This window comes from Dryocola baronae, assembly GCF_051297175.1.
Taxonomy (GTDB): Bacteria; Pseudomonadota; Gammaproteobacteria; order Enterobacterales; family Enterobacteriaceae; genus Dryocola.
Genome location: NZ_JBINNY010000001.1, coordinates 3,976,585 through 4,001,588, shown reverse-complemented (window position 1 = coordinate 4,001,588; position 25,004 = coordinate 3,976,585). Strand labels below are relative to the sequence as shown.

Sequence of the window (25,004 nt, the reverse complement as noted above, 5' to 3'; positions counted from 1 at the left end):
TTACGCCCTCGCTTCCGTCAGCACCGAGGCGAGCGTGCGCTTCGCCAGGGTCAGCTTAAATTCGTTTTCCGGGGTCGGCTGCGCGCCCGCAAACAGTGTGTTGTAGACCTGCCGAGCGCCGTGGGGCAGCTCGGCATCGGCTTCCTCCCGCCGCCAGGGCTGGTGCGCCACGCCGCCCAGCGCCACGCGGCCGCTGCCGTCGTCCTGCACCACGGCGGCAACCGACACCAGCGCAAAGGCGTAGGAGGCGCGGTCGCGCACTTTGCGATAAATATGCGTCCCGCCAAGCGGCGGCGGCAGCGTGACCGCCGTAATCAGCTCGCCGGGCGACAGGTTGGTTTCCAGATGTGGTGTTTCACCCGGCGCGCGGTAGAACTCGGCGATGGGGATAACGCGCGTGCCGCCGTCGGGGCTTACGGTTTCAATCACCGCGTCGAGCAGGCGCATGGCGACGGCCATATCGCTGGGATGGGTGGCGATACACGCCGGGCTTGCCCCAATGACCGCATGCTGGCGGCTAAACCCGCCGAGCGCCGCGCAGCCGCTGCCCGGCTGGCGCTTATTGCAGGGCTGGTTGGTATCGTAAAAATAGGGGCAGCGCGTGCGCTGAAGCAGGTTCCCGGCGGTGGTGGCCTGGTTACGCAACTGGCCGGAAGCCCCGGCGAGCAGCGCCCGCGACAGCACTGCGTAGTCGCGCCGCACCCTGTTATCCGCCGCCAGATCGGTATTGCGCACCAGCGCGCCGATCCGCAGCCCGCCTTCGTCCGTCGGCTCAATGCTATCCAGCGCGAGATCGTTGACGTCAATCAGGTGCGTCGGCGTTTCGATCTCAAGCTTCATCAGATCGAGCAGGTTGGTGCCGCCGGCAATAAACTTTGCGCCGGGCTTTTGCCGGGCGCTTTCCGCCGCTTCAGCGGGCGTTTTTACGCGTTGATAGGTAAAGGCCTTCATGATTTCTGCCCCCCGGCGACGTCTTCAATCGCGGCAAGAATATTGGCGTAGGCCCCGCAGCGGCAGATGTTGCCGCTCATGCGCTCGCGCAGTTCGTCCGCCGTGGCCTGCGGAGGGGAAACGAGGTCGAGCGTGACGTGGCTGGGAATGCCGTCTTCGATTTCCCGCAAAACGGCGACCGACGAGCAGATTTGCCCCGGCGTGCAGTAGCCGCACTGGTAGCCGTCGTGCTTGACGAACGCCGCCTGCATCGGGTGCAGATCCTCCGGCGTGCCCAGCCCTTCGATGGTGGTGATCTCGGCGTCCTGCTGCATCACCGCGAGGGTCAGGCACGAGTTGATGCGCCGCCCGTCCACGATAACGGTGCAGGCGCCGCACTGGCCGTGGTCGCAGCCTTTTTTGGTGCCGGTGAGGTGCAGGTTTTCGCGCAGCGCGTCCAGTAAGGTCGTGCGCGTATCAACTTCCAGATTTCGTTCTTCGCCGTTGACCGTGAACGACACGCGGGACTTCTCCGGCGGCGGAGTCATCGGCGAATCGTTGCGTTCAGCGCTGCCTGTTGCAGGGTGGTTCCCAGGATTGCTCATGCCGGGCCTCCAGTATTCAAAAGTTAAAAAATAGGTCGAGGCTTACGCCCGTGGTTTATAGGGAGCATTTAAGGATAGACGCCACGGGCGTTGGGAATAGTCTTGATTCGTGGGGGAGGGGGAGGGGGAGTAAGATCTCTATATGTGAACGGCATAGAGCCTGTTAATAACGGTGAGTATTAATACGATATTTCTCAGTCATCGCACCCGAGTGAAATTGCTGGAACCTTACGGGTTTCCAATGCACTTTACTGTCGTCATTTCACCCGATCTCCATTTTAACTTCCTTTCAAATAACCACACTGGAATAGCGGTTTAATTCGTGCAACTATTCATCCGTTTAGATAAGGGACACCCATGATTTTCATCATGAATTTTTGCCGGATGGCTCAAGGAAGGAACATTGTCTACCCGCATTGAATCACGGTCAGGCTATTCGCTGGATATCCTGAATGCCGACTTCTCCACTGATGTACTGCGCTTTCGCGGGCGCGAAGCGTTAAGCGAGCCCTTTTCATGGAAAATTGAGTTCACCTCGGCATCCGGCAGTGTCAGACCTGAACAGGTATTGATGAAGTTTGCCAGTTTCAGAATGTTGGGGGGCAAGGTGGTTCACGGCATTGTCACCCGCATGGATTGGCTGTCGAGCACTGCCGAGCGGTCTCATTACAGGGTTACGCTTGAATCCCGCCTTGCACTCTTTTCTCGTACCCACCGCAGTGCCGTTTTTCTCGACAAGTCCGTACCGGAAGTGGTGGAACAGATTTTATGGGCGCACGGTTTGGAAGGGCAGGATTTTGAATTCCGCCTGTCGCGAGACTATCCGGTGCGTGAGGTTATCACCCAGTGGCGTGAAAGCGACCTTGAATTTATTCAACGTATTCTGGCGGAAGTGGGGATCTGGTTCCGTTATGAAATGAATGCCTTCACGGAACTGGATATCGTCATTTTTGGTGATACCCAGCTTCAGTACGTATTTGATGTGAAACTGCCTTACCGTGAGCCATCAGGTTTGTCTGCAGAAGAATGTGTCTGGGGTGTGCGCACCTGGAACGCCGTGGTGCCTGGTGAGGTTCATGCGAAGACTTACCACTACCGAACCGCCGCCACCCCGCTAAATGCACATGTGTCGGTGCGCAATGATGCCGTTACAACGGGTGAGCATTACCGCTACGGCGAACCGTTTCGGGAAGACGGTGACGATACCGACCCGGAGCCCGCGACAGAAAGCGGGGCGTTCTATGCGCGCCTGCATCATGAACGTGAGTTGAACAAATCCGCCCGACTTCATCTTTTTAGCAACGCATCAAATCTCACGCCAGGCCAGGTGCTGGAGCCGCAGGGCAATATCATCAGCGCATTGAAAGAAGGCGTGCTTATGACGCTGGTGACGTTTATTGGCGCACGCGATTCGCGTTTGCATGTCTCCGTGTGGGGGCAACCCTATACCGAACGCTATTGCTTTCGTCCTGTCTGCCCTGAACGCCCTGAAATTCACGGTACGTTGCCTGCCCATATTGAAAGCCGCGAAAAACATGACATTTATGCACACCTCGATGAATTCGGGCGTTACCGCGTGAAGCTGAATTTCGACCGTAACGACCGCGAGCAGGGCTACGGTTATCTGTGGTTGCGTATGGCAAAGCCGTATACCGGAGATCGGTACGGCTGGCATACGCCGCTGACTGACGGTACGGAAGTGGCGATTGCCTACAGCAACGGTGATATCGACCTGCCGTACATTTCACATGCCATGCACGATTCTGAACACGGCGATATTGTGAACCGCGACAACCGCAGCCAAAATATCCTGCGCACCGCTGCCCACAATGAACTGCGCTTGGAAGACAAGCGCGGTGAAGAGCATATCCACCTTTCAACCGAATATGGAAAAACTCAACTCAGCCAAGGGCATATCGTCGATACGCAGGATAAACCTCGCGGAAAGGGGTTTGAGCTGCGCACTGATGAACGCGGTGTGATACGTGGAGCAAAAGGATTGTTCATCAGCGCTGATGGGCAACCCAAAGCCGTGGGCGAGGTGCTGGATATGGACGCCGCGCTGAAAGAAATCGATATCTGCCTGCAACAGATACAACAGCTGGAGATGGCAGCAGAACAGGCGCAGGCCCTGAAAGCCGATGTTGACGCACAGATACGCATGTTTGAACAAAGGCTAAAACCGCTCAACGAAGTACTGCATTTTTCCGCCCCCGAAGGTATGGCGTTTACCAGCGGTGAGCATATGCAGCTTGCCGCCAGCAAGAATGTCGCCATTAACGCAGGCGGTGATATCAGCGTGGGCGTGATGGGCAATATGACCGCACTGGCAGGTGACAAACTTGGCATGTTTGCCCGCACCGGGCAGATGAGCCTGAAAGCCAGCGAAGGCCCGATTGAGGTGCAGGCCCAGAACGGCAATATGCGTCTGTTTGCCGAGCAAAAGCTCACTCTGACGTCTGAAGCCGACATCTCGTTTACTGGAAAAAAACGCATCACGCTGATTGGCGGCGGCAGCTACCTGAAACTTGAGCAGGGAAAAGTCGAATACGGCACGACGGCAACTTATATGCGGCGGGTGAAGAGGACGATGTTTGCTGCTGCGGCGCAGAGTATGCCGATGAAAATGCCCTACCTGCCGGGAACGGGTCAATATGATCTGGCACTCAACTTTGCCGATAGCCTGGCACCCATTGCAAAAGCGTCGTATGTCATTCACTTCGAAGGAGGTAGTCAACTGCCGGGCATCCTAAATGAACAGGGATATGCCCTGCACAAAAACGTGCCATTTGAGTCTGCAACGGTGGAATACCAGCTACCTCCACCCGATATGGAAAAAGTATGGGACACATGGGAAGCGCTACTCGCTAAAGTCGGTAACAGCAGGGATGCAAAATAAATGATTGATGCAGAACTACAACACGCGCTGGCCTTTTACCGGCCGCCGCCTAAAAGCTGGTATCAGCAACAGGCAGATAAGGTTACAGCAGCCGGTGAATGGCTGTGGGAGACAATTCAGGGGGATTTTAACGAGCAACAGACCACCGGGCAGATTGTCGCCGGGACTATTATCTCGATGATCCCCTTGGTTGACCAACTCTGCGACGTGCGCGATCTCATTGCCAACGGGAGAAAAATCAAAGAAGACGACAGCAATACCTGGGCGTGGGTTTGCCTGGGGCTGACTCTGGTGGGGTGCTTCCCAGTGTTAGGTTCCCTGACCAAAGGTTGCGCTAAGGTGATGTTCCTTTCACTTCGTAAAGCCCATTTTAATGAACTGAGCAAAGCCGGAAACTACGGCCGCTTGCTGGACGGGGCCATCACGCAGCTAAACCGTTATCTGGACAATCCGTCTGTCCGTAAGACGCTGCGGGTACTGAAAATCTACAACCCGTATCATTATCTGGCCGGAAAGCTGGATGAGCTAAAAGATCTGCTGAGTACCGCCGCCCTGCTTGAGGTGATGGATAAACTGATGCAGGTGACGCGCAGGCTGCTCGATACGGTGGCCGACTGGGGCCCCGCTTCTCTGAAACGACCGGTAGCGGAGTTATGGAGCGTGCTGGTGGCCGTACGCAGCAAAGCCAACGGTATGCTGGCCAGCGCCCTGAAGCCATTGACTGATTTACTGGAGCTCCTGGCGAACCGTCTGCGAGTGGAGGGGGACAGTGCTTTTCGTGCTCATGTTGGTGATAACGCACACCTATACGGAGGTGTTCGCGCCAGTGAAGAGCTTGAATTCTTCAAACGTGAGAAACCGGACTGGGTGGATGTTGGGGCCAGTAAGGAGAAATTTCCAGCCATAAAAAAATTCAAAGATAAAGAAGCAATTGCTGATGGCTGGCCGGATATAGCCGATGAGCCAGGAAGGAAAACGCCCTTAAACGGTAAATTTGATACCTTTGATGATTCTATGCGGGCAGTTGAAATCCCTCCGGGAACGGTGATTTATCGTGTGGTTGACCCTTCCTCCGGTGATAACAGTATTTGTTGGATGCATAAGACTGAGTTCGACAAGCTGACCAGTAAAAGTGACTGGCGCAGGCATTTTGCGGTATGGAAAAGCTGGAACGAAAATGGTGAGTTTGTCACCTACACCGTTCCTCCCGGTCAACCGCTGAAGGTCTGGGAGGGGCGTGCCGCTACTCAGATAAATAACAATGTGGAAGAGTATTCGCTGGAAGGCGGTTGGAACCAGATAGTGCTCGACCCGTCGCAGTTGAAAAAAGAGTACACCGGCCCACGTCAGAAGACGGGCTGGGGCTACGGCGATGCAGCGAGCGACCCGGCATATCCTTACCAGGGGCTGCCGCAACTGGAAACCACCCATAGCTGGTATGAACCTAAGGATAAAAAATAATGGCCGTTTTACACCCCCAGGAATGTTATTTGCTGGAGAAATTTGTCTCTGCTGAACACTACGCGGAAACTCGCGATGCGATTATTGCCTACATCGATGCCCATGAAGCGGCGCTGGCACGCTTTAAAAAGGACATGCCGCTCAATATCCGCAGTCTTCCACTCCCGCAACAGGCGGATATCGTGTGGGAAAATCGGGTGATGCCTAACCTCCGGCCGATGAAAGATCGTTATATGCAGGCCTATATTCTGCGAACACATAATGACATCAAGGCATTTAATATCGGTCACGCCATGAGCAATATACGCAAAGGTGTTGTGGAGTTCTGGGATGGCTGGATGACAGAAGAAGAAGGATTGTTTATAGCCAATCTCGAATATAGCGCGTCACAACTGGATCGGCGTTTGTCTATTACTGTGAGCGGGACTTGGTTAGAAGGTGATTTGACCTATGATGGAGAAGACATCCTCTCTTATTTTCCCCTGCCAGCACAAATACCTTGCTATGAATTAGATCATTCTGTGCGCATTGAACAGGGTGAAATACCTTTGCAAACAGGTATTTATTTACCTGACATCAATTTTGCATCAGCATGTTTTATCGTCGCCGATCGTGTTCATCCTCAAGAAGTTCGGCAGGGGATCAAGCGTAGCGATTATGTCAATAGAACTGGTAAAAAGGACTATAGCTGGAAAGAATCCGAATGGGCCAAAACCGGCTGGACGCTGATTCGCCGTGTCGAAGGCGAATTTATCGACGTCCCCCGGGAAGGTTTTTTCCCGGAAGGAAAGCCAGAAGAGCTCTATAGCTGGCCGCAGCGTGAGCAGGAAAGTCAGCAGGAAAAAATGGTACGCATCACCCGCTGGACCGACGAAATAGCGCCCCACGCCGGACAGTGGGCAACGATTGTTAACGGCACCACCGAGTATATCCAGACGCGCGAAGGGCAGAAAATGCCGACCTTTGTGGATAAATACGGCAAGCAGCATCGTGCCTGCTGGAAGCTGCTGAAGCGTGATGACAAAGGCAGCGTGTATGTTCTGCCAGAGAACAATAATTGAGGGTGATGATATGGCCGTTTTACACCCTCAGGAATGTTATTTGCTGGAGAAATTTATCTCTGCTGAACACTACGCGGAAACTCGCGATGCGATTATTGCCTACATCGATGCCCATGAAGCGGCACTGGCACGCTTTAAAAAGGACATGCCGCTCAATATCCGCAGTCGTCCACTCCCGCAACAGGCGGATATCGTGTGGGAAAATCGGGTCATGCCTAACCTCCGACCGATGAAAGATCGTTATATGCAGGCCTATATTCTGCGAACGCATGAAGATATTAAGGCGTTTAATATCGGTCATGCCATGAGCAATATTCGCAAAGGTATTGTGGAGTTTTGGAACGGCTGGATGACCGACGAGGAAATAGAGAAAATATCTGCACTTGAAAGTGCTGCTTCCGAACTGGATATGCGTTTATCCACTACATTGGATGCAACGTGGAATGAAGGGGAGCTAACTTATTGTGGTGTCCCCGGTATCTATACCCTTGAAGATATTCCCTCACAAATACCTCGTTATGTACTAGATCCATCTATTCGCATTGAGAACGGTGACAATCCAGTACAAACAGGATTTTACCTTCCAGATATTTATTTTGCTCCAGCTCGCTTTATTCCAGCAGATTTTGGAGAGCCTCCAGAAACTTGGCTTGGAGTCAAGCGCAGTGATTATGTCAGTAAGGAGGGAAAACGTAATTTTAGCTGGAAAGAATCCGAATGGGCCAAAACCGGCTGGACGCTGATTCGCCGTGTCGAAGGCGAATTTATCGACGTCCCCCGGGAAGGTTTTTTCCCGGCAGGAAAGCCAGAAGAGCTCTATAGCTGGCCGCAGCGTGAGCAGGATCGTCAGCAGGAAAAAATGGTACGCATCACCCGCTGGACCGACGAAATAGCGCCCCACGCCGGACAGTGGGCAACGATTGTTAACGGCACCACCGAGTATATCCAGACGCGCGAAGGGCAGAAAATGCCGACCTTTGTGGATAAATACGGCAAGCAGCATCGTGCCTGCTGGAAGCTGCTGAAGCGTGATGACAAAGGCAGCGTGTTTGTTCCGCCAGAGAACAATAATTGAGGGTGATGATATGGCCGTTTTACATCCCCAGGAATGTTATTTGCTGGAGAAATTTGTCTCTGCTGAACATTACACGGAAACTCGCGATGCGATTATTGCCTACATCGATGCTCACAACTGTCCAGAATTGAGCACCTCTCCCACAGATTGCCCCTAAATTTCAGGGGGCGTTTGCCCCCTAAGCCGTTTTATCCGCACGGAGCAGATTTCAACGTGGGCCTATTCGGCTACGACAAAGCCGGGTAAATCCGTTTCGAAAAAGTCGTTGTAGCGCTGCATCACCTCCGGGTTGCGGAAGCTGTAGGTTTTCAGCAGCCAGCGCTTCTCCGCGCTATAGGGGTCGTTGACCTGGATGATTTCCCGGTTATGCAACGAGTCCTGATTGGCAAACGAGAACAGGTCGCCTTTATTGATGGCCACCCGGCCTTTGGTCGCTTTGGTGATCGCCACCTTAAGGTCGACCAGCGCTTTGACCGCTTCCGCCGGAGCATCCGGCGCGTAGGTGGTTCTGGTGTCGTAATAGCGGAAGGTATGGATATTTTCCAGTATCGGGTGCAAATCCGAATCCACCTGCGTGGTGTTCGAATCGCGGGAATATTCATCAAACGGCGTCATGAACAGGGCTTTTCTCAGCCAGGCCTGCGATTCGGGCTTCAGGTGGTCCAGAATGGCCTTACCGTCGAGATAGCCGGTAAAAATCAGGTTTGCCTCGCTGCAGCGCATGCCTAACAGACTCAGAAAATCCGCCCGGACGGGATGCGCGGTGCGGTCATTATGAAAATAGAGTTCTCCATCGGTCTTTTGCGTTTGGGTATTGCTGTATTTTTTATGGGCGTAGACGTCATGGAAAAAATCGCCGTTATTACGCGTGCGATAGGCCAGCAGCGGAGAGTTGGTCAACTGGGCGAACATTTCCAGCAGCCCTTCGCCAATAAAGGTTAATTTCTTGGCGTATTTATCATTGACCGGATCGGCCTGATCGAATTCCGGAATAATGGCATCAAGAGGAACATTCCTCAGTAAATGGGCATTAATTCCGCTTTCCTCGCGTTCCTGTTTTACGCGCAGGCAGGCTTCGCTAAAAAAAGTCGGCACTAATCCATTAGTAATTAAGTGGGTAATTGCCTGTTTAAAGGCTTTATAATCTTTATAAGGACTCACGGTGACGCTGCCGATAAGTTTTGATAGCTCATCTTTTTGAAGATCGTTAAACTCTAGCTGGGTGATCATATTATGATTGCCTTATGTTCGCTCAAAACAGGCGCTGCACCCTGAGAAAGTAAGGCGCCTTGTTTTGAGTTTTTTGTGAAGTGAGGGATTACATCTTGCCAACCTGTCTTGCATAGGCGAACAGGCCACCGGCGGCGACAATGTTCGCTAATTCTCCTACGGGAGCCGTCAAAAGAGCCCCATCAGCGGTGCTGATGCGATGAGCCTCTAAGTCTATTTCAATGGTATCGCCGGTTTTCAAACCGTCAGCGTGCTGGCCCGACTCCAGCGATACCGGCATCAGCTGGCCGGTCGACACGCAGTTTCTGAAAAATATCCGCGCAAAAGATTCCGCCACCACCGCTTTTACACCCGACGCGCCGAGCGCTACGACCGCATGCTCGCGCGACGAGCCGCAGCCAAAATTTTTCCCCGCGACGATAATGTCGTAGGCGGACACGCCGGTTGCCGGGTCGATAAACGGCGCCGAGCCTTCCGGCAGGCCGCACATGGCGAGGGCGGCAAGCTGGACGCGCCCCTCCGGGGAGGCCGGGTTAACCTTCAGGTATTCCGCGCTGATAATCTGATCCGTGTCGATGTTATCGCCCAGCACGTAAACCTTGCCGCGTAAAACAGTTTGATTAGTCATTGTTTAAGTACCGCTCCGGGTTAGTGATAGCGCCGCCGATGGCCGCCGCCGCGACGGCATAGGGCGAGGCTAAATAAACCATCGCGCCCTTATGCCCCATTCTGCCCACAAAGTTGCGATTGGTGGTCGAGATAACGCTGATAGGATCGTTGACGCGCCCGAACGTGTCCGCAGGCCCGCCGCAGCAGGCGGCACAGCCCGGCTCCGACGAAAGCTTTACGCCCGCGCGCGTCAGGATTTCATAGACGGAGAGATCGCCAATGCGGGTGGTAATCAGGTTATGGAACACCTCTTTTGTCGCCGGAACGGCAAAGGTCGGGATAGTGACTTTCCTGCCGTTCAGCACTTTCGCCGCCGCGATGAAATCCTCGGTTTTCCCGCCGGTGCAGGAGCCGATATAGGCCTGCGAGATAGCAACGTTTTCCAGCTCGGTCACCGGCGTAACGTTGTCCGGCGTATGGGGGCGGGCGATCTGGCTGGTTAATAACGTAACGTCAATCTCGATGGTCCTTTCATAAACCGCGTTGTTGTCCGGGCGAACCACAGACCACGGCTCCTGCGTGCGCTGCGCTAAGTAGTCAAGGGTCGCCTGGTTGGGCACCATAATGCCGTTCTTGGCACCGCATTCGACGACCATATTGCAAATGGTCATGCGCTCTTCCACCGACAGCTCGTCGATGACGCTGCCGCCGAATTCGATGGCGTTATAGGTCGCCCCGGCCACGCCGAGTATTTTCATTAAGGCTAAAATTAAATCTTTAGCCTGCACGCTTTGCTTTTTCTTGCCGACGTAATTTACGCGCAGGGTTTTCGGCACCATTAAGGGGATTTCACCGCTTCCCAGCGCAAAAGCACCGTCGGTAATGCCGACGCCAATGGCAAAGGTGCCGAACGCGCCTGCGGTAACGGTGTGGGAATCCGTTCCCAGCAGCACTTCGCCGGGGCGCGTATGGCCGCCTTCCGCGAGGCCAATATGGCAAACGCCTTTATATTCCGGGGTGCCGACATCGTAAAAATATTTTATATTTTGCTCTTTGGCGAATTCACGCATTACGCGGATATTCTGATTCGCCTGCGGATCGGCGGAATAGGTAAAATGGTCAGGGATCATAATAAAACGATCCGCGTTCCAGACTTTTGCATTCTCACCAAATTCTTTTTTAAATACGCTGGCGACGCCGGGCGTGCAGGGATCGTGTGACATAAGCACATCAACCTTCACAAATATCACTTCACCCGGTGAAACTTTTTCACGACCGGCCGCACGGGCTAATATTTTTTCGGTTAACGTCATGCCCGTTTCCTGCTTTTCGGTGCAGGCGTTATTTTTATCATGAAATTTCATCGCGTACCCTTTTGTAAGTATTTCATAATAAATTACAACCGAAAAGAAAGGGGCACTCAACGTTATTCCCTCAGAACGATCGTTAGTTTCATTGTGAGGATGAATTGTTGCTTAACTGGAACGGTGAATTATTTTTTGGCGTTCATCGCGGCCAGCAGGCCGACGGTTAAAATATAAAGCCCGGCGAACGTCTGCATGAGCTGGAAAATGCCGTGCTCGACGAGCAGCCAGCCGCCGATCGCCAGCAGCAGCGCGTTGGCGATGCCAAAGTCCAGCTCCATGCGGGAGAAGATCTGCGTTCGCTCAGCGGGCGTATTGGCGGATAAATCAAGGTTAGCCATGGTCACGGGGCGAATGGCGCCAGAGCCAAAGCCAAGCAGCGCCAGGGCTATCAGGCCGGTAAGAAAATAGTCGATGCCCAGGCCTGCCAGCCGTTCGCTGCTGCCGAACATCCAGAGTGAGCCAATCATCAGCAGGGCGGTGAGCGCCAGAAGGGCGGTGACGCCGTAGCGGGAAAGAATGAGTTGGCCCGCTTTGATAGCCGCCCACGCCGAGAGGGTGAAGCAGCTCAGCACGGCGCCAAACAGCAGCGGATCGACGTTGACCATAATGAAATAGAACGGAATAAAGCCGATGAAGGGCGCGAGGGTAAAGGCCCGTGAGATGGCGTAGAACAGCATCCAGAAGCGCTGATCTTTTCTCACCGCCAGCTTTTGTGGCACGCCGGTCGTCGCCGGGCCGGGCGCGATCTCTTCAATGCCGATGGCCAGGATGCAGCCAGCGGCAAGCAGGCTCATCACTACAGCGGCGAGAAACGGCCACTGGGGGTTGTAGTCAAACAGCACGCTGCCAAGCGATCCGGCGACGAGCGTGGCGATAAACATCCAGCTTTGCGAGGCGCTTTGCATCTGCATAAACCGCGCCTGATCCCCTCCGGTCACCTGCCGCAGCAGCCCGGCATCCGTGGTCAGGGCAACGGTAAAGCCAACGCCGCCCACAATTTGCGCAAGCGCGAGCGCAGGGAGATTCACCTCGCTCTGCCGCGTGCTCCACAGCAAAAGCAGCAGCCCGAGCGCTTTTGTCAGCTCGCCCGCCGCGACGATGCGTCGCGGGGAGAACGCCTTAAGCAGCCCGGCGGTGATCCCGGCGCTGAAGGTGCTTGCCAGACCATAAATAGCCAGCAGAAAGATGATGCGGTACATGCCGATCTCAATGTTCCAGAAATAAAACAGCAGTACCGGCAAATGAAAATAGCAGCGCGAAATCACCCGGTAGGCGAAGAATAGATGCTGATTTTTCCGTTCTTCCCGACGGAGGACGTCACTCGCTAGCACAGCAGGGCCATGACGTTAATATCGCCCGCGCGGATCGTTTCGATCTCGCTTCCCAACAGCGAAACAATCGTGCTCGACACCGTAGCGGTGGGCGTTTCAGAAGCGGGAAGAATATAGCCGACCCGCCCTCCGAAGGTTTCGCGGGCCTGCTCAATATCAATCAGCGTCGTGGCTTCGATGCCGGAAAGATTGGCCGAGCTCATGCCCAGCGGTCGGCCAAACCGGCGGATAACCTCGCGCAGCACGGACTGCTTATTGCAGACGATGGAGACAGAATCCGGCTTGATAAAAGGGTGAGCCGGCGCGTTAGCGGATTTCGGCACCACCAGATTGATTGCCCCCGGCATCGAGGCGACCAGCTTTTCCAGCAGGATCCGCTGACTGAGCTTCGTGAGGTCGGTGTAGCGCCAGACGTCCTCCGGTTCGGCGACGAACAGCGTCAGCGGCTTATTCCTATCGCGCTTTTTGAGATCGAAGATTTTTTTGCAGGCCTGCTCGTTCCAGGGGTCTGCGGCCAGCGCGTAATTGGTGTCGGTTGGCACCAGCACAACGTCCCCGCGCCGCAGGGCGGCAACCGTATTTTCAACGTGATTCATTGTTTTCCTTAGTTAAAGAGCGACCGTAACGCTACGGCCGGTCAGGCAAAATGTTGCCGGTTCCGGCGCGGTTTTCCAGTCGATATCGATATGGGCGGTGACCACTTTTACCGGCAGCTGGCGGCGGGCGATTTCAGGCGGCGGCAGGGCCGTCCGCTCGCCAACCGCTACCCGCCCCGAACCTGCGCGAACCGTTCTGATGGTGCCCGCCCACTGCGAATCCGGGGATGCGGTGAGTTTGACCTTCACCTGCCGCCCCGGCCTGAGCTTCCCTGCGTCCGCCTCGTCAAAGAAGGCTTCGACCCAGCGGGACTGGCAGTCCAGCACCTGCATAACCGGCCCTCCGGCCTGCACGCTTGCGCCGTTTTCCGCCACCACGTTCCAGACCACGCCGCTTGCGGAGCTTTGCAGCGCCGCCTGCTGACGTGAGGCTAACAGCGCCACGATTTGCCGAAGGTTCTCCCGCGTGGCGGCCTGCTGCGCCAGCAGCCGTAACTTTTCCTGCGTCATGTTTTCGATGGTCAGCGCTAAATCGCGCTGGTTTTGCTGGGGAGCATCCAGCGTGCGCGGGCCGCTGAGCTGTAACCCGGAGAGCGCGGCATCCTGATCCAGCAGGCGCTGTTCAAGCTCGGCCGCCTTGGCCTGCTGGCTGGCCTTGAGAACCAGATTCTCGCTCCTGCGCTGTTCAAACTCGATACGGCTGATGAAATGGCGCTGATAGAGATCCTCGTAGCTTTTTAGCTGCTGGCTTGAAAATGCCGTCTGCGCGCGGATGGCCTTCAGCTCCTGTTTCAGCTGCTGAAAGGTCGCCGCGCTCTGCTTTTTGCCCAGGTCATGCTGCACCTGGCTTTCCGCCCGGTACTGAACCAGCTGGCCCTGGTAGCGGGACAGGCGGCTATCCAGCCCCGCGACCTGCTTATCAAGCCCGGCCAGTTCAATATCCAGCAGGCTGCGCTGCGCCATAAGCTGGGGGATCTGATCGTTCGCCTCCGTGGTCACCACTTCCCCGAGGCGCTGGCCCGCGCGCACGCTGTCGCCGGGGGCCATGGCCTTCGCCATGCTGAGCACGCCCGGCAGCGGCGAAAGCACCGTCAGCAGGCGTCCGTTAATAAAAGCCTCTTTGCTGGTGGTGCCGCCGCCCAGGTAACAGAAGGTGACGACCAGCGCGACAAGCACGCCGCCCGCCACGACGGCTTTCTTTTTCGGCACCCCGGAAAGGGTCTGCTTAATGCGATTTTCCACACGTCGTCCGTTAACGCTGGTAGAGCGTGACAGCGCTTGCGCTTTGGAGGCTGTTCATCTGGATCATGAAGCGGATAACCGCGTTCGGCATTTCCGCGTCGATGCCCAGGTTTTCACATCCGAGGGCGTGCAGGGTGAAAATGTAGCGGTGCGCCTGCGCGCCCTCCGGCGGGCAACAGCCGCCGTAGCCAGGCTGGCCGAAGTCGGATTTCGCCTGACGAATCGCCTGGCCTGCAATCTCAACCTGGCTGCCTGCGCCTGCGGCAAGTCCGCGCGCGGTGCGGGGAATATCGTATGCCACCCAGTGCCAAAAGCCGCTGCCGGTTGGGGCGTCCGGATCGTAAACCGTGATGGCGAAGCTTTTGGTATTTTCCGGGACGTTTTCCCAGTCTAACGCCGGGGAAATATTCTCGCCGTTACCGCCGAAGGCGTTAAATTCATTTTCTTTGCCAAGAAAGCCGTAGGGGGCAAGGCCCGTTACCGTTAATTGCATGATGAACTCCTGAGTGGGTTTATAGATGCGAAATTCTGCGCACGAACATATTGGTAACTGATTGATTACCCGCCCGGTAATGGAATCAGGAAAGCGGCGTTATTTGGCTGGAATAGCGCATTACTGTTCCAGCACGGAAACAATTCCGGGCAAACGGGCGCTTCGATTGCGCCAGGCTTTTGAAAAATTCATGCTGCCTCTCACTCCCCGATACCAGCGAGACAGGAACAGCTATGGCGACGAAAAAAGTAAACTGGAATGGCGGCATCCAGCCGGAAGCGATGGACATTTTGCGCGCGGAGGGCGGGATGATCGTCTGCCCGACGAAGGTGGGCTACATCATTATGACGTCCGATAAACAGGGGCTGGAGCGTAAATTCGAAGCGAAGCAGCGCAACCGCAACAAGCCCGGCGTGGTGCTGTGCGGCAGCATGGAGCAGCTGAAATCCCTGGCCGAGCTGAATCCTGAAATCGAAGCTTTTTATCAAAGCCATTGGGACGCGGATATTCTGCTGGGTTGCATCCTGCCGTGGAAAAAAGAGGCGATTAATAATCTGCCGGACGACGGCCTGCGGGAATTAATGATGGACGGCCGTGAAACCAGCTGCTTCGTCATTAAGTTTGGCAAACCCGGCGAAATGATTGCTAAATCCCTGTGGGAAGATCATGGAAAATTCACCTTCGCCAGCTCCGCCAACCCGTCGGGCAAAGGGAACCGCGGAATGGTTGAATATATTGGCGAACGCATCGAAGAGCGGGCTGATTTAATCGTCTGCGCCAACGACTACGTGAAATCAATCCAGCCGGAAGAAAGCCAGGACAGCCGCTACGAGCAGGGCGTCATGGTGTCGATGGTCGATAAAGAAGGCAGGCTGGTGCCGGAACAGGCCGGTGAGCGCAAGGTTAAGCCTTGCCCGGTATTAATTCGCAAAGGGCTGGACGTGAATAAAATTATTAACCTCATGTCCGCGCGCTTTAACAGCTGGGATTACCGTCACGGCGACTACTATTAATCCACCTTGTGGCGCGCTGGCGTCTGCGGGATCGTTATGTCATTCATTGAAAAAGCGGTTACGGTTCTGAGAAACGAAGGGGTGATCCTGGTGCCTACGGATACCCACTATGCTTTAGCGGCCAATCCGCTTTGCCAGCACGCCATGGAAAAGCTCGCCGCGCTGCAGCAAACGCTGCGGGTGGATGAGATGACCTACTGCTTCAACGAGGTCAGCGGGATATGGCGCTGGATAGAGGTCACGCCCTGGCAGCGCCTGAAAATAGAGTTGCTAAGCCAGCTGTACTGGCCCGGCGCGCTGAAAATGACCTTGCGCAGGCAAAGGGGCGTGCTGCCCTATTCGCCCGCGGGGGACGAGCTTTCCGTCGTTTGCGTGAAGAACACCCTGCTGAGGGGCATCATCGCGGCGTTTGACCATCCGCTGGTGGTTATTCCAGCGGCAAGCCTCGCGGAAAAAGGGCCGCTGGTGAGCTTTACGCTCGCCCGCGAGGGGCTGGGGGATATCGTCGATCTGGTCGTGCCTTCCAACAGCAAAAATACCTGTCGGCAGGCGACGACGCACATCTCCCTGCTGAACGATATCGTCACCCTGATTCGGCCGGGCGAGCTTGATATCAGCGATTTTCTTTAGATTCGGTGCTGCTGATGCGCTGCTGTAGCTCGTCGCTAAAGCGTTTGATTCCGGAGGTGATGGTGCTTTTCGATTTCGACAGCAGCCACACTTTATATTCGTCCATCTGCCAGCCGGGCAATATCCGCGACAAATTACCGGCGGCAACGTGCTCGCGGGCGATATAGTTCGGCAGATAGGCGATCCCTAAGCCGGACAGCGCCATATTTACCAGCGCGACGCTGTTGTTGCTGCGAAAGCGGCTCGGCACGTCGATGCTGACCTTCTGTTTTTCTTTGCGAAAGGTCAGCGACACGGTGCGGGCAACGCCTCGGAACAGAATGTAATTATGCGAAGGCAGATCTTTGGGCGTCAGGATCGGCTTCATGGTCGCAATACACTGCGGGGTGGCGTATAGCCCCCAGTGTATTGAGCACAAAAACTTCGTATGTTCGTGGGTGGGCGTATCCTGAGAAATGGTAATCGCCAGGTCGTAAGCGCCGTCTTTAATATCCACCTCTTTGTCAGACAGATCCAAATCGACGTTGGCCATCAGGTTGCGGTCTAAATAAGAGTTTAACGCCGGGACGATATATTGCTTACCAAAGGTAACCGGTGCCAGAATTTTAATCGTGCCGGTGGGTTCTTCGTAATACTCTTTAATAAAGCGCTCGGATGCTCTTAGCTCATTTAATATACGAAAGCAGTGCTGGTAATAGCTCAGCCCTAACTCGGTTATTTCTATTTTTCTCGTGGTGCGCTTTAACAGCATCGCGCCAATACGCTTCTCAAGCGCGGCAATATCGCGGCTGACGGAGGATTTGGACATCCCCAAAGAAAGCGCTGCCTCGGTAAAGCTTAACGTTTCTACCACCCTGGCGAAAACGACCATAGGAATTAAGTTCTCGACCCTTTCCATTTCACACCTGCACACAGGAACCGTTAAGCGACCTGATAATTAGTGCCAAAACTGCGCGGGCGGGTCAAGGATATATTCTTTCATAAAGCCGTTGTTTTTTGTTGAGAAAGAAACGCGAAATAGCTTCTGGCGTTTTACGCAAAGATAAAGAGATTTAATCTCACCCCCAAAAGGGGAAGCGGTAGTTTTTTATTCTTATTTTGTTTTTATAGCTGAAGAAATAAAAATTTAAATCCACGGCGCAGCCACTAGCATAGCTGCAGGGTTAAATGTTACCAAGAGGTAAACGATGAGTGATGTTTTGGTTGCGGATACGGGCGGCGGCGATCGGTCAACGCTGCACGAGCAGGATTTAGCCGCAAGGATCGACGCCTTACCCGCGTCCGCCGGGCTATGGCGGTTTATTATGCTGCTGTCGCTGGGCGGCTTTTTTGAACTCTACGATCTCTTTCAAACCGGCTATATCAGCAGCGGGCTGCTGGCCGACGGCATCTTTCACGCGGGGAGCCGGGGCGTGTTTGGTATAGCCGATCAGGCCGCGTTTGCCTCCGCCACGTTCCTCGGCCTGTTTATCGGTGCCAGCCTGCTTAGCCCGTGGGCAGACCGCCTGGGACGGCGGGCCACCTTCATGTTTGCCCTCGCCTGGTACGGCTTGTTTTCCCTGCTGATGGCTTTCCAGCATCAGGCGGAGTGGATCATCTTCTTTCGCTTTCTGGTGGGCGTAGGGCTTGGGATTGAGCTGGTGACCATCGACACCTATCTCACCGAGTGGGCCCCGGCGCATCTGCGAACCCGGGCGTTTGCCTTCGCGTTTTTCATTCAGTTTCTCTCGGTGCCCGCCGTGGCGCTGATGTCCTGGTGGCTGGTGCCGCAGACCATCCTGGGCCTGAGCGGCTGGCGCTATGTGGTTATCGCGGGGGCGCTGGCTTCGATGATTATCTGGCTGGTGCGCAAAGGGCTGCCCGAGTCGCCCCGCTGGCTGATTCAGCAGAAGCGCTATCAGGAGGCGCGGGAGGTGATGTGGGCGATGGAGGCGCGCTGCGGGCTGCCTGACGCCGCCCCGTTCCCCGTTCGGCGGCAGGCAGCATCGCATCAGGCGCCTGAAAAAGGGCGGTTCAGGGATATCTGGTCACCGCGCTACCGGGGGCGCACCGTGATGCTGGTGGTGATGAACTTCTTTCAGGCGATCGGCTTCTTTGGCTTCGGAAACTGGCTCCCGGCGCTGCTGTCAGGCCAGGGCGCATCCGTCACCCACAGCCTGCTCTACGCCTTCTTTATTACGCTTGCCTATCCGTTAGGCTCGCTTGTCTGTAGCCGCTATGCGGACAGGATGGAGAATAAATGGCAGATCGTCTTCTCCTGCCTGACCACCGTGGTGTTTGGTTCGCTGTTTGCGATGCAAAACAACCCCGTGTGGCTGGTTCTTTGCGGCTTCTTTATCACCTGGTCCAACGCCTGGCTTACCTACAGCTACCATTCCTACCAGTCGGAGGTGTTTCCCACCCGGATCCGCGCCAGAGCCGTCGGCTTTTGTTACTCCTTCAGCCGCCTGTCCACGGTTTTTAGCAGCCTTCTTATTGGCCTGATCCTGCAATACAGCGGCTCGACCGGCGTTATCGCTTTTATCGTCGTCAGTATGCTGATCGTCATGTTGACCATCGGCATTTTCGGGCCGAAAACCAGGGGACTCGACCTGGAAGATATTTAGATTGCCGTGGGGGAGCCGTACGGCTTCCTCTCTTTTTTATCGTTTATTGTTATGTTATAACGTATAACTTATTTGTCGGTCATCACCAGGGAAAACGTTATGATTATGAAGAAGTCGGCTTTTTTACTCGGCATGGGGGTTTTACTGAGCGGCAGCCAGGCCTTTGCGCACGGCCATCACCACGGCAAACCGCTGACGGAGATTGAGCGCAGGGCGAGCGAAGGCGTGTTTGATAACAAAGACGTCAAGGACAGGCCGCTTTCAGACTGGGACGGCGTGTGGCAGTCGGTGAACACCTATCTGCTGAACGGGGATCTGGACCCGGTTCTGGCGAAAAAGGCGAAAAAGGGCGACAAAACCGTCGAGGAATATCGTGAATATTATAAAAAGGGCTATGCGACGGACGTTGAGATGATTGGCATCGAAAACAGCGTGATGGAATTCCACGTCGGTAAAGAGGTGAAGTCCTGCCAGTACGACTACGCGGGCTACAAAATCCTCACCTACACCTCGGGCAAGAAGGGCGTGCGCTACCTGTTTGAGTGCAAAGACGCCAAATCCGGCGCGCCGAAATTCGTGCAGTTTAGCGACCATACCATCGCCCCGCGCCAGTCCCAGCATTTCCATATCTTTATGGGAAACACCTCGCAGGACGCGCTGCTCAAAGAGATGGATAACTGGCCGACCTACTATCCGTACAACATGACCAAAGCGCAGGTCGTGGACGATATGCTGCACCACTAGGCGAGCCTGGCAGCGGGAATGGCCCGCTGCCGCAGCTGGCTTAGCCCGCTTTTAACTCGCTTTCGATAGCTTTCAGCGCATCCACCGCGAGGATGTTAAGTGCGGTCGACTAAGATTCCGCGTCCCGGCGATAACGTTTTACATTCAAACAATAAATGCTTATGTTTCTCATTTGCATTTATGCCGCAGCGGTATTTCACCGGCGCGGTAAATTATTACGTTTCAAAGGGATGCTTTAATGAATAAGAAAACAACGGCGCTGGCTCTGCTGGTGGCGCTGGCGCTGACCGGCTGTAGCGCGCACAAAACCTCTACCGCCAAGCCCGCTCCGGCGGTGGCCGCCGAGCAGAAAAGCCCGCTTGAAAAACGCGAGCTGTCGGAAGGCGTGTACGAAATGGCCATCAGCCAGCGCAGCGGCGCGCTGTATGTCGCGACCGCCCAGGGCTTTAAGGACGTGCAGGGCGGGGTGGTCTACAAGCTTGACCCGGTTTCGCTGAAAACCACCGGCCGGTCGCACACCGACCTGAAAAATTTCGGCGCGGTGATGGACCCGACCGGGGAGACGCTGTACGTCACCAACTCGCTGGACGGTGGTATCAGCGCGATTAACGTTGAGGACGGCAAGGTCTTAAGCCGCCTGATGTTTACCGACCGCAACGAGAAGGGTTTACCGTTTGGCGCGCGTGAAATCATCCTGCACGAAGGCCTGCTGTACGTCGGCGGCGTGGCCGACCCGGCGGTGATTTGGGTCGTTGATGCGAAAACCATGAAGCTTAAGAAGCGCATTAACAACGCGGGTAAATGGGTGACCGGCCTGCTGTACTCCGAGCAAACCCAGCGTATCTATGCGGCCAACGGCGGCGGCGAGATCCTGGTCATTAACCCGAAAACCAACCGTATCGAGAAACGCTGGAAGCCGCTCGGCGAGAAAGAGGCGCTGCTGCTGAACATGGCGGAAGACCCGGCGACGGGCCGCCTGTTCGTCACCGACAACTCGAAGGCGAAAACCACGCTGGTGCTGGATATCAAAACCGGCGAGGTGCTGAAAGACCTGGCGACGGGCGATACGCTGGCGGTGAAGTTTAACGCCAAACGCAACGAGATTTACCTCACCCAGCGCGAGTCCGGCAAGCTGCTGATCCTCGACGGCACCCGCTACGCGGTGAAGAAAACGCTCGACCTACCGCCGCACCCGAACAGCCTGCTGCTGTCGGCGGACGGGCAAACCCTGTACGTCACCGTCAAGCAGGGCTTTAACAAAGACCACTCCACGAAAGGCCCGGACAGCATCGTTCGCGTGCCTTTAGCGCAGCTGTAGGTCGCAGAAATAAAAACGGCGTCTGGGCTAAAACCCAGACGCCGTTTTTTTACGGATTAGCGACTAGCGCTTGGCGCAGCCCGCGCACTGCTTGTTCTGAATCTGCTCGAAGAAGTCGTTGCCCTTGTCATCCACGAGGATAAACGCCGGGAAGTTCTCCACCTCGATTTTCCAGATAGCCTCCATTCCCAGCTCCGGGTATTCCACCAGCTCAAGGCTCTTGATACTCTGCTGCGCCAGCACCGCCGCCGGGCCGCCGATGCTGCCGAGGTAGAAGCCGCCGTGCTTGTGGCAGGCGTCCGTCACCTGCTTGCTGCGGTTGCCTTTCGCCAGCATGATCATGCTGCCGCCGTTTTCCTGTAGCTGATCCACGTAGGAATCCATGCGTCCTGCGGTGGTCGGGCCGAGCGAGCCTGACGCATAGCCTTCCGGCGTTTTCGCCGGGCCAGCGTAGTAAATCGGGTGATCTTTCACGTACTGCGGCAGGCCTTCGCCGTTGTCCAGGCGCTCTTTCAGCTTGGCGTGGGCGATGTCGCGGCCAACGATGATCGTGCCGCTCAGGGACAGGCGCGTGGAGACCGGGTACTGGGAAAGCTGCGCCAGAATCTCTTTCATCGGGCGGTTCAGGTCAACCTGCACGGCTTCCCCTTCGCCCGCCTGACGCAGCGCTTCTGGGATGTATTTGCCAGGGTTGCTTTCCAGCTTTTCGATCCAGATGCCGTCTTTGTTGATTTTCGCCTTGATGTTGCGGTCGGCGGAGCAGGAGACGCCCATGCCTACCGGGCAGGACGCGCCGTGGCGCGGCAGGCGAACGACGCGGATATCGTGCGCGAAGTATTTACCGCCGAACTGCGCGCCGAGGCCGAGCTTCTGCGCTTCTTCCAACAGCGCCTGTTCGAGCTGCACGTCGCGGAACGCTTGGCCGTGCTCGTTGCCTTCGGTTGGCAGGCCGTCGTAGTAGTGGGTGGAGGCGAGCTTAACGGTTTTCAGCGTCGATTCCGCCGAGGTGCCGCCGATAACAAAAGCAACGTGGTACGGCGGGCAGGCCGCGGTGCCCAGCGTGCGCATTTTCTCAACCAGATAATCCTTCAGCTTCGCAGGCGTGATCAGCGCTTTGGTTTCCTGATACAGATAGGTTTTGTTCGCGGAGCCGCCGCCTTTTGCCACGCACAGGAACTTGTACTCGTCGCCGTCGACGCTATACAGGTCGATTTGCGCGGGCAGGTTGGTGCCGGTGTTCACCTCTTTGTACATGTCCAGCGCGGCGTTCTGCGAGTAGCGCAGGTTATTGTTGATAAAGGTGTTGTACACGCCCTGCGACAGCGCGGCCTCGTCGCCGCCGCCGGTCCACACGCGCTGGCCTTTTTTGCCCATGATGATGGCGGTGCCGGTGTCCTGGCAGGTCGGCAGAATGCCCTTCGCGGCAATCTCGGAGTTGCGCAGGAACTGGAGCGCGACGTACTTATCGTTTTCGCTGGCTTCCGGGTCGTGAAGAATATCGGCGACCTGCTGCTGGTGGTCGGGGCGCAGCATGAAAGAGGCGTCGTGGAAGGCCTGTTCAGCCAGCAGGGTCAGCGCCTGCGGCTCAACCTTCAGCACGGGCTGGCCTTCGAATTCGCTTACGGAAACGTGATCGCGGGTCAGCAGATAGTATTCGGTTTCGTCTTTCGCGAGCGGGAAGGGGTTCTGGTAGTAAAAGGGTTTGTTCGACATAGCGCATTACTCCATAAAAATTAACCGCCGGAAGTTGCCCTCCAGCGGTTTTGAATCAGAAGATCATCGACATCCACGGGTAGCCAATCACCAGCAGCGCCGCCAGGAAGATGGCACCGAAGATGGTGCCAAGACGCCAGTAGTCTTTGGTTGGCAGGTAGCCGCTGCCGTAGTAAATCGGGCTTGGGCCGGTGCCGTACGGGGTGATAATCCCCATCACGCCGAGTGAAGTCACCATCAGCAGACAGAACACTTCCATGTTCATGCCCGGAATGGTGGAGGCGATGGTCAGCATGGCCGGCAGCAGCGCGGTGGTGTGCGCGGTGGTGCTGGCAAACAGGTAGTGCAGCAGGTAGAACGCCAGCAGCAGGACGATGGTCGCCGTGCCCGGGGAGATACCGCTCATCAGCACGCCGCCTTCTTTACCCAGCCAGCCGATGAAGCCGGTGGAAGAGAGGCCGTCGGCCAGCGCAACCAGCGTTGCAAACCACACGAAGGTGTTCCACGCGGCCTTGTTGCCGGTGATGTCGTTCCAGTTCAGCACGCCGGTCCACAGCATCAGGACGATAACCAGCAGGGCGGCCAGCGCCGGTTCAATCCAGCTGGCGGCGAAGATCCACATCATCAGCGCCGAGCACACGAACACCAGCAGCAGGATTTCATTGCGGGACAGCTTGCCCAGTTTTTCCAGCTCGCGGCTTGCCCACTTCGGCACTTCGTCGTTGACTTTGACTTCCGGCGGGTAGAGCCAGTAGGCCAGCAGCGGCATGGTCAGCAGAAGAAGCAGGCCGAGCGGCAGGAACGCCAGGAACCACATGCCCCAGGAGATGTTAATGCCGACGATGCTTTTCACCAGCGCCAGCGCCAGCAGGTTAGGGGCCAGCGCGGAGAGGAACATGGAGCTGGTGATACAGGCTGCGGTAATCGCCACCCACATCAGGTAAGAGCCGATTTTACGCGCGCTTGGGTCGTTGGGTTTTGAACCGTACAGCGGCGGCAGGTTGGCGATAATCGGGTAGATTGTCCCGCCGCTGCGCGCGGTATTGGACGGGGTAAACGGAGCCAGCAGCAGGTCGGCAAACGCGATGGCGTAGCCCAGCGTCAGGCTGCGGCGGCCAAGGTATTTCACCAGAATCAGCGCCAGACGGCGGCCGAACTGGGTTTTATCGTAGCCGGCGGCAAACATAAACGCGCCGAAGATAAGCCACACGGTGGAGTTGCTAAAGCCGCTCACCGCCCACTTGAAGGAAGCGCCCGCAAGCTTAAAGCCGGGTGCCGCCATCTGTTCCGGGCTAAACAGCAGCCACTGGCTGCCGAGCGCAATCACCACGATACCGGTCATGCCGATAACGGCCCCCGGCAGCGGTTCAAAGATCAGGCCGACGATCACGCCGACGAAGATAGCGAAGAAGTGCCAGGCGTAAGGCGAAAGCCCCGCCGGAACAGGAACAAGCATCAGCAGCGCGGCAACGATAAACGGCAGCGCCATCATTAGCCAGCGGCTGTTTTTCCTCGCTTTAGCGCCTTCCGCTTTCGCGGGCGGCAGATTGGTGGTCATTACAGTCATAAAAACACCGTTATAAGTAGTTAAGGATTCGTTTTACTGTTTCCTGATAATTCACTTTCTTTAGTTTTTTAACTTTCTTTATTAATTAAAGAGTGCGGTTAGTCTGTTCAGGAAATAGCGATTCAGCGCATTTTTCATGCGGTGAATAAAAATAAAGTGATATTTATATATTGCGCTTTCGGGGTAGGTTGCAATTGATCAAAATCAATAATTGGCAGAGATGTGGCTATTTTAAAAATAATTAATACTCCATCTAAATATAAGGTTAATTAGTGATAATAATTATCAATAGAAGTGAGTTGTTAATCTTCTGTTATTGGTGCTGAACGGCTTGAGGTTCATGCGTGCCTTGTCTGGCGCGGCGCGGGGCGCTGTGCCACACAAAGTGATGAAGTAATGCAAAAGTTAAATTAAATAAGTGGGATGTAATGGGTTTATTTTTAAATGTATAACCACTTGGGAGTAACTCTGTTATTAGCTTCATTTAATAGTTTTATAACTAACGTAAATACTT

General features: G+C 55.5%; 21 protein-coding genes and 1 pseudogene. 10 read left to right on the top strand and 12 right to left on the bottom strand.

Going from position 1 to position 25,004, the window contains the following annotated elements; translation table 11 throughout:
• Together ACSPHG_RS18885 and paoA are read right to left on the bottom strand one after the other, a co-directional pair.
• A complete protein-coding gene (locus ACSPHG_RS18885; protein WP_435955009.1) occupies window positions 1-951 on the bottom strand; it encodes an FAD binding domain-containing protein in 951 nt (316 codons plus the stop codon).
• Entirely contained in the window at window positions 948-1,535 is a 588-nt protein-coding gene (gene paoA, locus ACSPHG_RS18880) for an aldehyde dehydrogenase iron-sulfur subunit PaoA (protein WP_435955008.1), read from the bottom strand. Before paoA ends, ACSPHG_RS18885 begins: the two co-directional genes overlap by 4 nt.
• Before the next feature lie 403 nt (window positions 1,536-1,938).
• On the opposite strand from paoA, the gene ACSPHG_RS18875 reads away from it, so the two are divergent.
• The 5 genes and pseudogenes from ACSPHG_RS18875 to ACSPHG_RS18855 form a co-directional block, all read left to right on the top strand.
• Window positions 1,939-4,434 carry a type VI secretion system Vgr family protein gene (locus ACSPHG_RS18875; protein ID WP_435955007.1) on the top strand — a complete coding sequence of 832 codons (2,496 nt, stop codon included), beginning with the start codon at window positions 1,939-1,941 and terminating at the stop codon, window positions 4,432-4,434.
• Complete coding sequence (locus ACSPHG_RS18870) at window positions 4,435-5,895, top strand: hypothetical protein (RefSeq protein ID WP_435955006.1); 1,461 nt, start codon at window positions 4,435-4,437, stop codon at window positions 5,893-5,895. It abuts the gene before it with no gap.
• The gene (locus ACSPHG_RS18865; protein ID WP_435955005.1) at window positions 5,895-6,956 is read left to right on the top strand and encodes a type VI secretion protein ImpA; all 1,062 of its coding nucleotides are present in this window, start codon (window positions 5,895-5,897) and stop codon (window positions 6,954-6,956) included. The genes ACSPHG_RS18870 and ACSPHG_RS18865 overlap by 1 nt, the downstream gene beginning before the upstream one ends.
• Window positions 6,957-6,966: 10 nt before the next feature.
• The gene (locus tag ACSPHG_RS18860) at window positions 6,967-8,031 is read left to right on the top strand and encodes a type VI secretion protein ImpA (protein ID WP_435955004.1); all 1,065 of its coding nucleotides are present in this window, start codon (window positions 6,967-6,969) and stop codon (window positions 8,029-8,031) included.
• A gap of 10 nt (window positions 8,032-8,041) precedes the next feature.
• A pseudogene (locus tag ACSPHG_RS18855) lies at window positions 8,042-8,146 on the top strand (type VI secretion protein ImpA); the annotation flags it as partial.
• Window positions 8,147-8,250: 104 nt separating this feature from the next.
• Here ACSPHG_RS18855 and ACSPHG_RS18850 read toward each other — a convergent pair.
• The 7 genes from ACSPHG_RS18850 to ACSPHG_RS18820 all read right to left on the bottom strand — a co-directional run bounded on the left by ACSPHG_RS18850 (window position 8,251) and on the right by ACSPHG_RS18820 (window position 14,899).
• Entirely contained in the window at window positions 8,251-9,261 is a 1,011-nt protein-coding gene (locus ACSPHG_RS18850; RefSeq protein ID WP_435955003.1) for a taurine catabolism dioxygenase TauD, read from the bottom strand.
• Window positions 9,262-9,349: 88 nt separating this feature from the next.
• Entirely contained in the window at window positions 9,350-9,889 is a 540-nt protein-coding gene (locus ACSPHG_RS18845) for a LeuD/DmdB family oxidoreductase small subunit (RefSeq protein WP_435955002.1), read from the bottom strand.
• A complete protein-coding gene (locus ACSPHG_RS18840; RefSeq protein WP_435955001.1) occupies window positions 9,882-11,234 on the bottom strand; it encodes a 3-isopropylmalate dehydratase large subunit in 1,353 nt (450 codons plus the stop codon). Before ACSPHG_RS18840 ends, ACSPHG_RS18845 begins: the two co-directional genes overlap by 8 nt.
• A gap of 128 nt (window positions 11,235-11,362) precedes the next feature.
• Complete coding sequence (locus ACSPHG_RS18835; RefSeq protein ID WP_435955000.1) at window positions 11,363-12,568, bottom strand: MFS transporter; 1,206 nt, start codon at window positions 12,566-12,568, stop codon at window positions 11,363-11,365.
• The gene (locus ACSPHG_RS18830) at window positions 12,562-13,164 is read right to left on the bottom strand and encodes an L-threonylcarbamoyladenylate synthase (RefSeq protein WP_435954999.1); all 603 of its coding nucleotides are present in this window, start codon (window positions 13,162-13,164) and stop codon (window positions 12,562-12,564) included. The genes ACSPHG_RS18835 and ACSPHG_RS18830 overlap by 7 nt, the downstream gene beginning before the upstream one ends.
• A 12-nt stretch (window positions 13,165-13,176) precedes the next feature.
• On the bottom strand, window positions 13,177-14,406 hold the full coding sequence (locus ACSPHG_RS18825; RefSeq protein ID WP_435954998.1) for an HlyD family secretion protein: 1,230 nt from the start codon (window positions 14,404-14,406) through the stop codon (window positions 13,177-13,179).
• A 10-nt stretch (window positions 14,407-14,416) separates the two neighbouring features.
• Window positions 14,417-14,899 (bottom strand): YbhB/YbcL family Raf kinase inhibitor-like protein, encoded by a 483-nt coding sequence (locus ACSPHG_RS18820; RefSeq protein ID WP_435954997.1) that lies wholly within the window; start codon window positions 14,897-14,899, stop codon window positions 14,417-14,419.
• A gap of 233 nt (window positions 14,900-15,132) precedes the next feature.
• On the opposite strand from ACSPHG_RS18820, the gene ACSPHG_RS18815 reads away from it, so the two are divergent.
• Window positions 15,133-15,912, top strand: coding sequence for an L-threonylcarbamoyladenylate synthase (locus ACSPHG_RS18815; protein WP_435954996.1), 780 nt, complete (start codon window positions 15,133-15,135; stop codon window positions 15,910-15,912).
• A 36-nt stretch (window positions 15,913-15,948) separates the two neighbouring features.
• Complete coding sequence (locus ACSPHG_RS18810) at window positions 15,949-16,542, top strand: L-threonylcarbamoyladenylate synthase (RefSeq protein ID WP_435954995.1); 594 nt, start codon at window positions 15,949-15,951, stop codon at window positions 16,540-16,542.
• Here ACSPHG_RS18810 and ACSPHG_RS18805 read toward each other — a convergent pair.
• The gene (locus tag ACSPHG_RS18805; protein WP_435954994.1) at window positions 16,526-17,440 is read right to left on the bottom strand and encodes a LysR family transcriptional regulator; all 915 of its coding nucleotides are present in this window, start codon (window positions 17,438-17,440) and stop codon (window positions 16,526-16,528) included. The two genes, ACSPHG_RS18810 and ACSPHG_RS18805, sit on opposite strands and share 17 nt — an antisense overlap.
• Before the next feature lie 289 nt (window positions 17,441-17,729).
• Between ACSPHG_RS18805 and ACSPHG_RS18800 the strand changes: the two genes are divergently transcribed.
• The 3 genes from ACSPHG_RS18800 (at window position 17,730) to ACSPHG_RS18790 (ending at window position 21,210) form a co-directional block, all read left to right on the top strand.
• Window positions 17,730-19,148, top strand: a complete 1,419-nt coding sequence (locus tag ACSPHG_RS18800) for an MFS transporter (RefSeq protein WP_435954993.1) — start codon at window positions 17,730-17,732, stop codon at window positions 19,146-19,148.
• Between the two features lie 99 nt (window positions 19,149-19,247).
• A complete protein-coding gene (zinT, locus tag ACSPHG_RS18795) occupies window positions 19,248-19,892 on the top strand; it encodes a metal-binding protein ZinT (RefSeq protein WP_435954992.1) in 645 nt (214 codons plus the stop codon).
• Window positions 19,893-20,130: 238 nt separating this feature from the next.
• On the top strand, window positions 20,131-21,210 hold the full coding sequence (locus ACSPHG_RS18790) for a YncE family protein (RefSeq protein ID WP_435954991.1): 1,080 nt from the start codon (window positions 20,131-20,133) through the stop codon (window positions 21,208-21,210).
• A 63-nt stretch (window positions 21,211-21,273) separates the two neighbouring features.
• Here ACSPHG_RS18790 and fumA read toward each other — a convergent pair whose 3' ends face one another.
• Both fumA and ACSPHG_RS18780 read right to left on the bottom strand, forming a co-directional pair.
• Complete coding sequence (gene fumA, locus ACSPHG_RS18785) at window positions 21,274-22,923, bottom strand: class I fumarate hydratase FumA (RefSeq protein WP_435954990.1); 1,650 nt, start codon at window positions 22,921-22,923, stop codon at window positions 21,274-21,276.
• A gap of 55 nt (window positions 22,924-22,978) precedes the next feature.
• Window positions 22,979-24,490: a DASS family sodium-coupled anion symporter gene (locus ACSPHG_RS18780; RefSeq protein WP_435954988.1), complete on the bottom strand. Its 1,512-nt coding sequence runs from the start codon at window positions 24,488-24,490 to the stop codon at window positions 22,979-22,981.
• Window positions 24,491-25,004 lie beyond the last annotated feature (514 nt).

Excerpts from the sequence above, each read along its gene's own strand:
- ACSPHG_RS18840 (WP_435955001.1), bottom strand. The coding sequence starts at position 11,234 with ATGAAATTTCATGATAAAAATAACGCCTGCACCGAAAAGCAGGAAACG.
- ACSPHG_RS18815 (WP_435954996.1), top strand. The coding sequence starts at position 15,133 with ATGGCGACGAAAAAAGTAAACTGGAATGGCGGCATCCAGCCGGAAGCG.
- ACSPHG_RS18800 (WP_435954993.1), top strand. The coding sequence starts at position 17,730 with ATGAGTGATGTTTTGGTTGCGGATACGGGCGGCGGCGATCGGTCAACG.
- ACSPHG_RS18830 (WP_435954999.1), bottom strand. The coding sequence starts at position 13,164 with ATGAATCACGTTGAAAATACGGTTGCCGCCCTGCGGCGCGGGGACGTT.
- ACSPHG_RS18790 (WP_435954991.1), top strand. The coding sequence starts at position 20,131 with ATGAATAAGAAAACAACGGCGCTGGCTCTGCTGGTGGCGCTGGCGCTG.
- zinT (WP_435954992.1), top strand. The coding sequence starts at position 19,248 with ATGATTATGAAGAAGTCGGCTTTTTTACTCGGCATGGGGGTTTTACTG.
- ACSPHG_RS18865 (WP_435955005.1), top strand. The coding sequence starts at position 5,895 with ATGGCCGTTTTACACCCCCAGGAATGTTATTTGCTGGAGAAATTTGTC.
- ACSPHG_RS18805 (WP_435954994.1), bottom strand. The coding sequence starts at position 17,440 with ATGGAAAGGGTCGAGAACTTAATTCCTATGGTCGTTTTCGCCAGGGTG.
- ACSPHG_RS18870 (WP_435955006.1), top strand. The coding sequence starts at position 4,435 with ATGATTGATGCAGAACTACAACACGCGCTGGCCTTTTACCGGCCGCCG.
- ACSPHG_RS18820 (WP_435954997.1), bottom strand. The coding sequence starts at position 14,899 with ATGCAATTAACGGTAACGGGCCTTGCCCCCTACGGCTTTCTTGGCAAA.
- ACSPHG_RS18845 (WP_435955002.1), bottom strand. The coding sequence starts at position 9,889 with ATGACTAATCAAACTGTTTTACGCGGCAAGGTTTACGTGCTGGGCGAT.
- paoA (WP_435955008.1), bottom strand. The coding sequence starts at position 1,535 with ATGAGCAATCCTGGGAACCACCCTGCAACAGGCAGCGCTGAACGCAAC.
- ACSPHG_RS18885 (WP_435955009.1), bottom strand. The coding sequence starts at position 951 with ATGAAGGCCTTTACCTATCAACGCGTAAAAACGCCCGCTGAAGCGGCG.
- ACSPHG_RS18850 (WP_435955003.1), bottom strand. The coding sequence starts at position 9,261 with ATGATCACCCAGCTAGAGTTTAACGATCTTCAAAAAGATGAGCTATCA.
- fumA (WP_435954990.1), bottom strand. The coding sequence starts at position 22,923 with ATGTCGAACAAACCCTTTTACTACCAGAACCCCTTCCCGCTCGCGAAA.
- ACSPHG_RS18780 (WP_435954988.1), bottom strand. The coding sequence starts at position 24,490 with ATGACTGTAATGACCACCAATCTGCCGCCCGCGAAAGCGGAAGGCGCT.
- ACSPHG_RS18810 (WP_435954995.1), top strand. The coding sequence starts at position 15,949 with ATGTCATTCATTGAAAAAGCGGTTACGGTTCTGAGAAACGAAGGGGTG.
- ACSPHG_RS18860 (WP_435955004.1), top strand. The coding sequence starts at position 6,967 with ATGGCCGTTTTACACCCTCAGGAATGTTATTTGCTGGAGAAATTTATC.